The organism is Pseudomonas sp. PS02303, assembly GCF_029959925.1.
Classification (GTDB): domain Bacteria; phylum Pseudomonadota; class Gammaproteobacteria; order Pseudomonadales; family Pseudomonadaceae; genus Aquipseudomonas; species Aquipseudomonas mandelii.
In genome coordinates, this window is sequence record NZ_JASCOM010000212.1 from 1 (window position 1) to 10,164 (window position 10,164).

The 10,164-nt window shown below is 61.1% G+C and carries 10 protein-coding genes; 8 read left to right on the top strand and 2 right to left on the bottom strand.

Going from position 1 to position 10,164, the window contains the following annotated elements; all coding sequences use genetic code 11:
* Positions 1 to 99: 99 nt before the first annotated feature.
* The 7 genes from glgX to QMX98_RS27665 all read left to right on the top strand — a co-directional run bounded on the left by glgX (position 100) and on the right by QMX98_RS27665 (position 7,138).
* Positions 100 to 2,259, top strand: coding sequence for a glycogen debranching protein GlgX (gene glgX, locus QMX98_RS27635; RefSeq protein ID WP_010459951.1), 2,160 nt, complete (start codon positions 100 to 102; stop codon positions 2,257 to 2,259).
* Between the two features lies 1 nt (position 2,260).
* The gene (locus tag QMX98_RS27640; RefSeq protein ID WP_282411678.1) at positions 2,261 to 3,250 is read left to right on the top strand and encodes an acyl-CoA dehydrogenase family protein; all 990 of its coding nucleotides are present in this window, start codon (positions 2,261 to 2,263) and stop codon (positions 3,248 to 3,250) included.
* Positions 3,247 to 4,005, top strand: a complete 759-nt coding sequence (locus QMX98_RS27645; RefSeq protein WP_010459946.1) for a PIG-L family deacetylase — start codon at positions 3,247 to 3,249, stop codon at positions 4,003 to 4,005. The genes QMX98_RS27640 and QMX98_RS27645 overlap by 4 nt, the downstream gene beginning before the upstream one ends.
* Positions 4,002 to 4,601 carry an SAM-dependent methyltransferase gene (locus QMX98_RS27650; RefSeq protein ID WP_010459944.1) on the top strand — a complete coding sequence of 200 codons (600 nt, stop codon included), beginning with the start codon at positions 4,002 to 4,004 and terminating at the stop codon, positions 4,599 to 4,601. Before QMX98_RS27645 ends, QMX98_RS27650 begins: the two co-directional genes overlap by 4 nt.
* Positions 4,598 to 5,257, top strand: coding sequence for a glycosyltransferase (locus QMX98_RS27655; protein WP_010459942.1), 660 nt, complete (start codon positions 4,598 to 4,600; stop codon positions 5,255 to 5,257). The genes QMX98_RS27650 and QMX98_RS27655 overlap by 4 nt, the downstream gene beginning before the upstream one ends.
* Before the next feature lie 124 nt (positions 5,258 to 5,381).
* Positions 5,382 to 6,140 (top strand): PIG-L family deacetylase, encoded by a 759-nt coding sequence (locus QMX98_RS27660; protein WP_077749963.1) that lies wholly within the window; start codon positions 5,382 to 5,384, stop codon positions 6,138 to 6,140.
* Positions 6,141 to 6,337: 197 nt separating this feature from the next.
* On the top strand, positions 6,338 to 7,138 hold the full coding sequence (locus QMX98_RS27665; protein ID WP_010459937.1) for an endonuclease/exonuclease/phosphatase family protein: 801 nt from the start codon (positions 6,338 to 6,340) through the stop codon (positions 7,136 to 7,138).
* A gap of 12 nt (positions 7,139 to 7,150) precedes the next feature.
* Here QMX98_RS27665 and QMX98_RS27670 read toward each other — a convergent pair whose 3' ends face one another.
* Both QMX98_RS27670 and QMX98_RS27675 read right to left on the bottom strand, forming a co-directional pair.
* Positions 7,151 to 7,714: a hypothetical protein gene (locus tag QMX98_RS27670; protein ID WP_282411679.1), complete on the bottom strand. Its 564-nt coding sequence runs from the start codon at positions 7,712 to 7,714 to the stop codon at positions 7,151 to 7,153.
* A gap of 1 nt (position 7,715) precedes the next feature.
* Positions 7,716 to 8,486 (bottom strand): DUF2092 domain-containing protein, encoded by a 771-nt coding sequence (locus tag QMX98_RS27675; protein ID WP_282411680.1) that lies wholly within the window; start codon positions 8,484 to 8,486, stop codon positions 7,716 to 7,718.
* 527 nt (positions 8,487 to 9,013) lie between these two features.
* Here QMX98_RS27675 and QMX98_RS27680 point away from each other — a divergent pair.
* Positions 9,014 to 10,087, top strand: coding sequence for an autotransporter outer membrane beta-barrel domain-containing protein (locus QMX98_RS27680; RefSeq protein WP_077749965.1), 1,074 nt, complete (start codon positions 9,014 to 9,016; stop codon positions 10,085 to 10,087).
* The last annotated feature ends 77 nt before the right edge of the window (positions 10,088 to 10,164 follow it).

Consider the following 10,164-nt stretch of genomic DNA (forward strand, 5'->3'; position numbering starts at 1 on the left):
CGCGAAGGCGGCATGTCAGTCGATTCAACTGTGACTGAAACACCGCCTTCGCGGGCAAGCCTCGCTCCTACAAAGAATCCCCTTTTTGCAGGAGCATCTATGTCCAATCCAAAGAAAGCCGCGCCAGAACCTCACGCCGAGGCCTCGCGAATCCGTGAAGGCTTGCCCTTCCCGCTGGGTGCGACCTGGGATGGTCTGGGGGTCAACTTTGCCTTGTTTTCCGCCAACGCCACCAAAGTCGAACTGTGCATCTTCGACGATGCCGGCGAGGTCGAACTCGAACGTATCGAACTGCCGGAATACACCGACGAGATCTACCACGGCTACTTGCCCGACGCCCACCCAGGGCTGATTTACGGCTACCGTGTCTATGGCCCCTACGACCCGGCCAACGGTCATCGTTTCAACCACAACAAATTGCTGATCGACCCCTATGCAAAACAACTGGTCGGCCAGCTGAAATGGTCCGAAGCGTTGTTCGGCTACACCATCGGGCATCCTGACGCCGATTTGAGTTTCGATGAACGCGACAGCGCACCGTTTGTCCCCAAGTGCAAGGTGATCGACCCTGCTCACACCTGGGGCAACGACCATCGCGTCAGCGTGCCGTGGGACAAGACGATCATTTATGAAACCCATGTGCGCGGCATCAGCATGCGCCACCCTTCGGTCCCCGAGAACGTGCGTGGCACCTTCGCCGGGTTGATGGTCGATGACGTGCTGGAACACATTCGCAAGCTCGGGGTGTCGTCGGTGGAGTTGCTGCCGATCCACGCTTTCGTGAACGACCAGCACCTGCTGCACAAAGGCATGACCAATTACTGGGGCTACAACAGCATCGCCTTCTTTGCCCCGGATCCGCGTTACCTGGCCAGCGGCAAAATCGCCGAGTTCAAGGAGATGGTCGCGCACCTGCACGAAGCCAATCTGGAAGTGATCCTCGATGTGGTCTACAACCACACCGCCGAGGGCAACGAGCAAGGCCCTACCCTGTCCATGCGCGGCATCGACAACGCCTCGTATTACCGCTTGATGCCTGATGACAAGCGTTACTACATCAACGATTCCGGCACCGGCAACACCCTCGATTTGAGTCACCCTTGCGTGCTGCAAATGGTCACCGACTCCCTGCGCTATTGGGCCACGGAAATGCACGTGGACGGTTTCCGCTTCGACCTGGCGACCATTCTCGGCCGCTACCACGAAGGCTTCGACGAACGTCACAGCTTCCTTGTGGCCTGCCGCCAGGACCCGGTGCTGCGCCAGGTGAAGATGATCGCCGAGCCTTGGGATTGCGGCCCCGGCGGTTATCAGGTCGGCGGTTTTCCACCGGGCTGGGTCGAGTGGAACGACAAGTTCCGCGACACCGTGCGCGCGTTCTGGAAAGGCGATGACGGCCAACTGGCCGACTTCGCCAGCCGCATGACGGCGTCCGGCGAGATGTTCAATCAGCGCGGCCGACGGCCCTATGCCTCGTTGAACTTCATCACCGCCCATGACGGTTTCACCCTCAATGACCTGGTGTCGTACAACGACAAGCACAACGAAGCCAACGACGAGAACAATCAGGACGGCAGCAATAACAACCTGTCCTGGAACCACGGCGTCGAAGGCCCGACTGACGATCCGGAAATCAATGAACTGCGTCAGCGGCAAATGCGCAATTTCTTCGCCACGCTGCTGCTGTCCCAAGGCACCCCGATGCTGGTGGCCGGCGACGAGTTCGCCCGGACCCAGGAAGGCAACAACAACGCCTATTGCCAGGACAGCGACATCGGCTGGGTCAATTGGGACCTGAGCGAAGACGGCAAGGCCCTGCTCAAGTTCGTCAAGCGTCTGATCAAGTTGCGCCTGGCCTATCCGATCCTGCGTCGCGGACGCTTCCTGGTGGGCAATTACAACGAGGACATCGGCGTCAAGGACGTGACCTGGCTCGCCCCGGATGGCAGTGAAATGTCCATCGAGCAGTGGGAAGAACCGCACGGCCGCTGCCTCGGCATGTTGATGGACGGCCGCGCCCAGGAAACCGGTATCCGCCGCAAGGGCGGTAACGCAACCCTGTTGCTGGTGGTCAATGCGCACCACGACATCGTCAACTTCACCTTGCCGGAAGTGCCGGACGGCTATCACTGGACGTGCATGGTCGACACCAATCAACCGTCGATTCGTGGACAGGAACGCTTCGAGTTCGGGCACGAGTACTCCGTCACCGGTCGTTCGCTGCTGCTGTTCGAATTGCAGCATGAGGAAGAAGAGTGAAATGGACCTTCAAGCGTTTCTCACTCGCCAGCCACCGGACTACGCCGATACTCAGGCGCTAGGCCGGTGCCTGCGGGCGATGGTGGAGGCTGGGCTTGATCAGCTTCCGCTGCCCGGCAGTGGCCAGACGCTGGAGCGATTCCAGCGGTTGGCCGAGGTCGGCGGGCATGACCTCGGGTTATGCAAGTTGTACGAAGGCCATACCGATGCGCTGGCAATCATCCAGCAGTTGGGTGGCTCGCCGACACCGGGCAGCACCTGGGGCATGTGGGCCGCTGAACCGCCAAACGCCCGGGTGCGCGTCCGTCCGCAGGGACACATGGTCGAGTTGAACGGGCGCAAGGCCTGGTGCTCGGGCGCGGCGGTGTTGAGTCATGCGCTGCTCACGGCCTGGGATCAACAGGACTGCCAGCAATTGGTCGCGGTGGCGCTGGATCAACCCGGCGTGACCGTGACCGATCAAGGCTGGCAAGCGGTCGGCATGGGCGCCTCCGGCAGCGTCGAAGTGCTGTTCGAAGGCGCCGAGGGCCAAGCCATCGGTTCGCCTGGCGATTACCTGAATCGGCCCGGTTTTTGGCAGGGCGGCATCGGCATTGCCGCCTGCTGGTATGGCGCGGCGCAAAGCATTGCCGAACGCCTGCGCAGCCATTGCGCGCACCATGAAGAACCCCACGCCCTGGCCCACCTTGGCGCCGTCGACAGTGCGCTGCATGCCGCCGCCGAGGTCTTGCGGGTCAGCGCGCTGATGATCGACGCCGCCCCGCTGGACGACGCCGAATTGCTGGCCCGGCGCGCCCGGGCGGTGGTGGAACACACCGCCGAACAGGTCATGTTGCATGTCGGCCACGCCCTCGGCGCGGGTCCCTACTGTAGGGATCGGCAGTTCGCCCGATTGATCGCCGACCTGCCGGTGTTCCTGCGCCAAAGCCACGCCGAACGGGACCTCGCCGCCCTCGGCCAAACCGTCATTACCGGAACATGGACGTTATGAAAACCAATCCTATCGTCGGCCAGGGCACGCCGCTTCATCGGTGGCAGACCTCCAGCCACCTGGCGCAGTTACCGGTGATCGATATCCTGAGCCTGGTGCCGGAAGGTGCCCGCGCAGTGATCATCGCTCCGCACCCGGATGACGAAGTGCTGGGCTGCGGCGGTTTCCTGCAATTGCTCGCCGCCGCCGGTCGACCCTTGCAACTGATCTCGGTCACCGATGGCAGCGCCAGCCATCCCGGCTCCGAGCGCTGGCCGGTGGAGCGCCTGAGCGCGGTGCGGCCACAGGAATCGGTCGAAGCCTTGCGACGTCTCGGTGTGCCCCTGCACAGCCTGAAATGGCTGCGCGGTGGATTCAAAGACAGCCAGGTCGCTGATCGAGAAAGCGAGCTGAGCGAGTTCATCGAACGTCACTTGCACCCCAACGATGTGGTGTTCACCACGTGGCGCGAGGACGGCCATTGCGACCACGAAGCCGTGGGCCGGGCCAGCGCCACAGCGGCAAGACGAGCGGGTGCGACCGTCTATGAATTGCCCGTGTGGACCTGGCACTGGGCGACACCTGAAGACAGTTTCGTGCCGTGGCACCGGGCGCGAAAAATTCTCCTGGCCCCGCACCTGGTCGCGCGCAAACGCCACGCGATCCACGCCTTTGCCAGCCAGTTGGAGGGTGACCCGCACATCGGCTTGCCGCCCGTGCTGGCGCCCTATGTGCTGGAACGGCTGCTGCAACCGTTCGAAGTGGTGTTTGTATGAGCGTCGACGACCGCTATTTCGACGGTCTGTTTGCCGGCAACGATGATCCCTGGTCGTTCCGTCAGCGCTGGTATGAACAGCGCAAACGCGCAATCACCCTCGCCGCACTGCCCCGCCCTCACTACCGGGCGATCTTTGAGCCCGGCTGCGCCAACGGCGAGTTGAGCTTTGAGCTGGCCAGCCGCTGCGATCGTCTGCTGTGTTGCGACACCGCCGCCGCAGCCGTGACGCTGGCTCGCACCCGACTCGGCCCGTTCGACCACGCCGAAGTCCGCCACAGCCGCTTGCCTGCCGATTGGCCGGACGAGAAATTCGACCTGATCGTGCTCAGCGAGATCGGCTACTACCTCGACGCCGATGATCTGAAACGCCTGATCGAACAGGCCGCACAATCGCTGACCGCCGACGGCCAACTGCTGGCCTGCCACTGGCGCCCGCCCATCGACGGCTGTCCGTTGAACGCCCGGCAAGTCCATGACTTGCTACACGAACATTTGCATTTGCCGCGACTGGCCCTGCATCAGGAAGCGGATTTTCTACTGGAACTCTGGAGTCGTGAACCACGCTCCGTGGCGGCTCTGGAGGGCTTGCGATGATCGGCATTCTGATCCCCGCGCATAACGAAGAAGACTTGCTCGAAGACTGCCTTGAGGCGGCCCTGCTCGCCGCGCAACACGAGCGGCTGGGCGGTGAAACCGTCGAGGTATTGGTGGTGCTCGACAGTTGCACCGACCGGTCCTCGGAGATCGTCAGCGCCTATCCGGTGCACAGTCTGGCGATCGAGGCACGCAACGTCGGTCAGGCTCGCGCCGCCGGCGCACGGTTTCTGCTGGAGCGCGGGGCTCGCTGGATTTCCTGTTCCGATGCCGACAGCCGTGTGGCGCACGATTGGCTGGTGGCGCAACTGGCCCTCGACGTCGATGCGGTGTGCGGCACGGTCACGGTGGAGGCGTGGCACGAGGCATTCGATGAGTCGGCTCAGATTCGCTATCACCAGCACTATCAGGCCCGCGAAGGTCATCGGCACATTCATGGAGCCAATCTGGGCATCAGTGCTGACGCCTATCAGCGCGCCGGCGGTTTCGAACCGCTGGCCTGTGACGAAGATGTGCAACTGGTGCGACAACTCGAACGCTGTGGCGCAAACATAGCCTGGAGCCATCGCCCGCAAGTGCTGACCAGTGCTCGGCTGGACAGTCGCGCACGCGGTGGTTTCGGCGATTATTTGCGAGACCTGGTACAGCCTGGTTAAAAAATACCGTCTCAGATGCCAGCACCACGCGACGAATAGCGAGACTTGAGCAATACTCTCCTCGCGGCAATCCAGGGTATGGAGCGCTGCACATTGCTCTCAAACAGAACAAGGACGTAGCCCGATGAAACCCGTTTCCCTCATCGAAAGCAGCTTGCCGGGACAGGTCTGGAACAGCGCCCGCCAACTGGACAACATCCCCGTCATCAACACCGAGACCCTGGTCCCCACTGGCGCGCGTGCCGTGGTCATTGCGCCGCATCCTGGCGATGAAGTGGTCATGTGTGGAGGCTTGCTTCAGCTCCTATCCTCGTTGGGTCATCCCCTGCAATTGATCTCGATCACCGATGGCAGCGCCAGCCATCCGGGCTCGCAACAGTGGTCAGAGAAACGCCTGAGTGTGTTTCGCGGCCAGGAAAGCGTCGAAGCCTTGCGCCGGCTCGGTTTACCGATGCACAGCCTGAAGTGGATTCGCGGCGGCTTTACCGACAACGCCCTGGCCAAGCATGAAACCCAATTGACCCAATTCATCGCCCGTTATTTGCGCCCCGGCGATGTGGTGTTCACTACCTGGCGCGAAGACGGCACCTGCGATCATGACGCCGTCGGCCGCGCCAGCGCCAATGCGGCGAGCATGGTCGGCGCGACGATCAACGAACTGCCGGTCTGGGCCTGGCACTGGCCGACCCGAGATCAAGGACTCTTTCCCTGGCATCGTGCGCGCAAAGTACGCCTCGACACCTGGACCGTCGCGCGCAAAAGCCACGCCACCCACGCCTACGCCAGCCAGCTCGACGGCGAACCGGCCATCGGCATCGCGCCACTGCTGCCCCGGGTGATATTGGAGCGCATGCGTTTGCCCTATGAAGTTGTCTTTGTCTGACCCAATACCCCATCCAACCCAATCCCTGCGGGAGCGAGCCTGCTCGCGATATCGTTGGGTCAGTCGACATCCATGCTGGATGTCACTCCGCGATCGCGAGCAGGCTCGCTCCCACATGGAATGGGTGTCGCTCAAACTGAACTGCCCGCCGCTGCATCAGTCGCATGCATAAGCAGCCCAGATTCAGAGGAGTGAACGTGACCAGCGATTCCGAGCAGCGAGCCGTTGAATCAGTGCCCTTGGACTCGCCCCCGGCGATTCATCGATTGAGGGTGCTGACGGTCAACACCCACAAAGGATTTACCGCCCTCAACCGGCGTTTCATCCTTCCGGAGCTGCGAGAAGCGGTGCGCAGTACGTCGGCCGATCTTGTATTCCTGCAGGAAGTGGTCGGCGAGCACGATCGGCATTCCTCCCGTTACAACGACTGGCCGCAGACCTCGCAATACGAGTTCCTGGCCGACAGCATGTGGAGCGATTTCGCCTACGGTCGCAACGCCGTTTACCCCAACGGCCATCATGGCAACGCGCTGCTATCGAAATACCCGATTCGCGAACACCGCAATCTCGATGTCTCGATCACCGGCCCCGAACGCCGCGGCTTGCTGCACTGCGTACTGGACGTGCCGGGGCACGCTGAAGTCCATGCGATCTGCGTGCACTTGAGCTTGCTGGAAAGTCATCGCCAGTTGCAGCTGCAACTGCTCTGCCTACTGCTTGAATCCCTGCCCGACGATGCGCCGGTAATCATCGCTGGCGACTTCAACGACTGGCAGTTGCAAGGCAACGCCGCCCTCTCCCGTCGCAATTACCTGCACGAAGCCTTCGAACGCCACAATGGCCGCCCGGCGAAAACCTACCCGGCGCGCTTTCCGCTGCTGCGCCTGGACCGGGTCTACCTGCGCAACGCCAGCAGCCACAACCCGCGAATTCTCGGCAATAAACCCTGGACGCACCTGTCGGACCACTTGCCGTTGGCGGTGGAAGTGCACCTCTGAGCAATCAAAGCATCAAGGTGCGTTGACCACAACATAGGTCACATTGGTGCCCTGATACTGCGGCTGGTACCAGGTCGAACCGCACTGCATGTACACCGTGTTGTATTGCATGACCTGCACGCAACTGGTGGGCATTTGTGCCGGCGTCAGGATCGAGCCAACCACCGCTGCTGTCACCGCGACCGTCGCGGTCACGGCCGCCGCCGTGGCGATCGGATGATAGTGATCGTCGTAGCCATAGCGGCCATGCCCGTCGACATCAATGTCGACGTCGCGATTGTTGTTGATGTTGACGTTACGAGTGCTGTTGTTGATGTTGGTACGGTTGCCGACAGTGTTCCCGGCATTGACCCGGTTGCCTGAGTTCACCCGATTGCCCGCATTGACGTTGCTCGCGCGCGGCGGGGTATTGATCCGCTGCGCCCGCTGGGCATTGGGGGCTGGCGCACGGTTGACTGACGCCCTTGCCTGCCCCTGACCCCGTGGCCGGGCATCCGCTTCGGCGATCAGGCCGACAGTCAGCACTGCGGCAGTGGCTAGCGATACAAACAGGCTCCACGACATCGTCCGGTTCATGTCATTCCCCTCCCTGCTCAGCGGCTTTCTTCAGCGCAATCGCCACATCACCCTTGGCCGGTTTGAAGGTGAACATCGACTCCTGGAGGCCAGGCTTCAGGTTCCAGTGATACACCGCGCTGTATTCCGGAAAGCTTTGCTCATCGGTGGTGGTAATCACCAGTTTGCACGGCAGTGGCTTCTCGGACCGTGTGATCCACAATTGCCAGTCGACGCCCTCCTGCCGAAAGGCCAAGTGATCACAGAGTTGGCCCTTGATCGTCGACGGTCCCACGTACAGGGCTTCCTTGAGTGCATCGATCTGGGCCTGATCGCTGCCAAACAGAAACAAGTCTTCCATGGGGATCTGGATCCCGTAATGGTTTTCGATCATGTGCAGGGTTTCGGACACCTTGGGCGGAGCATCCACCGTGGTGTAGTACTTGAGGTACGGTGAGTACTGGGTCAGTTTCTTGCCGTTATAGAAGAACTCTCGCGTTCGGACATCGCCTTCTGTCCGGGCGTACATTCGGTCATGCCCCAGCACTTTCAGGGTAGTGGAAGCCTCGGACTTGATCTTCTGCCCGGTCTCCAGGACGGTATCCAGGGTCACTTCGGCATCTACCTGAAACTTCGACAGGCTGCGCAGGTAGTTGCCCATATCAATAAGCTTATCGACCACCTGCGGATTGATGATCGGGGTGGCGTCCGCCGCCGGTACCTCTTCGGCGCGAGCCCCTGGGGCAAGGAGCAGGGTAAACATCAGGCAGAAAACACTGGGTTGGGTTTTCATCGATTTTGCTCCTGTCCCTGCGCCGGGCTGCCGCCCGAAACCTTGTGGCTGAATGTTCAGCCTAGTTGCGGCCAGTCCTGTTCGCCAGATAGACAAACCGGTGTGAGGACAGCGATTCCCTTGCGTTCATTTCAGCGCAGCATTACTGACAGAATCGAGACATGGACATCGTCGGGCCAGCAGGCCCTGAACCCCGCCCGGACAGACCGGTAGCCCACTATCCAAAGGCTCTGGCCCGAGGGTTTTTTGACGATTTTTCGAACAAACAAGTACTTAGATGCGCGGCAAAAATCAGTCACTTGCGAGCACTAAAATTCCATTACCGCCTATCGGCCATTTTCTTGACGCATTGTCAAGGGTCTTCTTAGCTTCACGTTACTACCCCCGGAAATCCACCAGGGGCAAACCTCCAGACACCCGCGAAATCGGGCGGCCAGCGGCTTGCCTCAATCCATTCGGTCGCCCCTCATTCGGGGTAGGAGAGACGCCAAAGCGAGATACGGCATGCGATTGCAAGGTAGACCCCCATGAAAACTTCATTCACCCAACAAGAGATCAAAATCACTTTTTGCACTGTCTCGAGTTCTCTGCTGCTGTGTTCGTCCATGGAGGTGCAAGCCGGGCACGCAGAGGATGAAACCGCCCCCTGGTATCGCCAGGATGTTCCGGCAATGACCTTGCCCACGATACACATCACCGCCCCCTACCCCGGCCATTTCAGCGCCGCCTCCGATACACGAAGTTCTCGCCTGACCATCGAAGATGCCGCGCCTTCGACCTGGGACCAGTTGTACGGGCAGGCATCGCGACAAGCACAGACCGATGTAATGACCCAGGGGTTTTCCAGCCCTGGCAGCACCGAATTCAAAGGCCCGGCGATCCTGACCCTGCAAAGCGGTAGCGGCCATACCCAACGGGTCGGCCTGATCGGCGGGATGACGCAGTTACAAGGCAACAGCAACGGCCTGTTGACCAGTCGCGCCCTCGCCGCCCCCGAGACCGACACCCTCAACCTTCAAGGCCAGAGCCTCGGCGCCTACTGGAGCCTGACCGGGCCACAAGGCTGGCACGTGGATCTGTCGGCCAGTGGTGGACGGGTCGCCGGTTTCAGCCGTAACGACCAGGGCGCACGGATAGCAACCGAAGGCAGCGCGGTGACGTTGTCGGTGGAAGGCGGATTTCCGATTGGGGTAAGCGAAAACTGGGTAGTCGAACCGCAAGCGCAGTTGATCAATCAGCGCATCACGCTGGATACGCCTTATGCCGGTTCGAGTAATGCATCGTCCAGCGACCTGACGTCCTGGAGCGGCCGGGTCGGCGCAAGGTTGAAAGGTAGTTACGACATCAACGGCCTGGGGGTCGAACCCTATGTGCGGACCAACTTGTGGCACACCGTGTACACCGGCAACACCGTGACCCTCGATCAGGTCGACAAGATCAGCAGCAGCCGCAACTCATCGACGGTCGAAGTGGGGTTGGGGCTGGTAGCCAGAGTCACGCCCGCGGTGAGTTTCTACGTCAGCGCCGATTACAGCAGTGATGTGGATGAAAATGATTTGAATGGGTTGATCGGGAGTCTGGGTGTGCGGATGCGGTGGTGATCGTTCCCACGCTCCGCGTGGGAATGCCTCCAGTGACGCTCTGCGTCACATCGCAGGGACGCGGAGCGTCCCGGGGC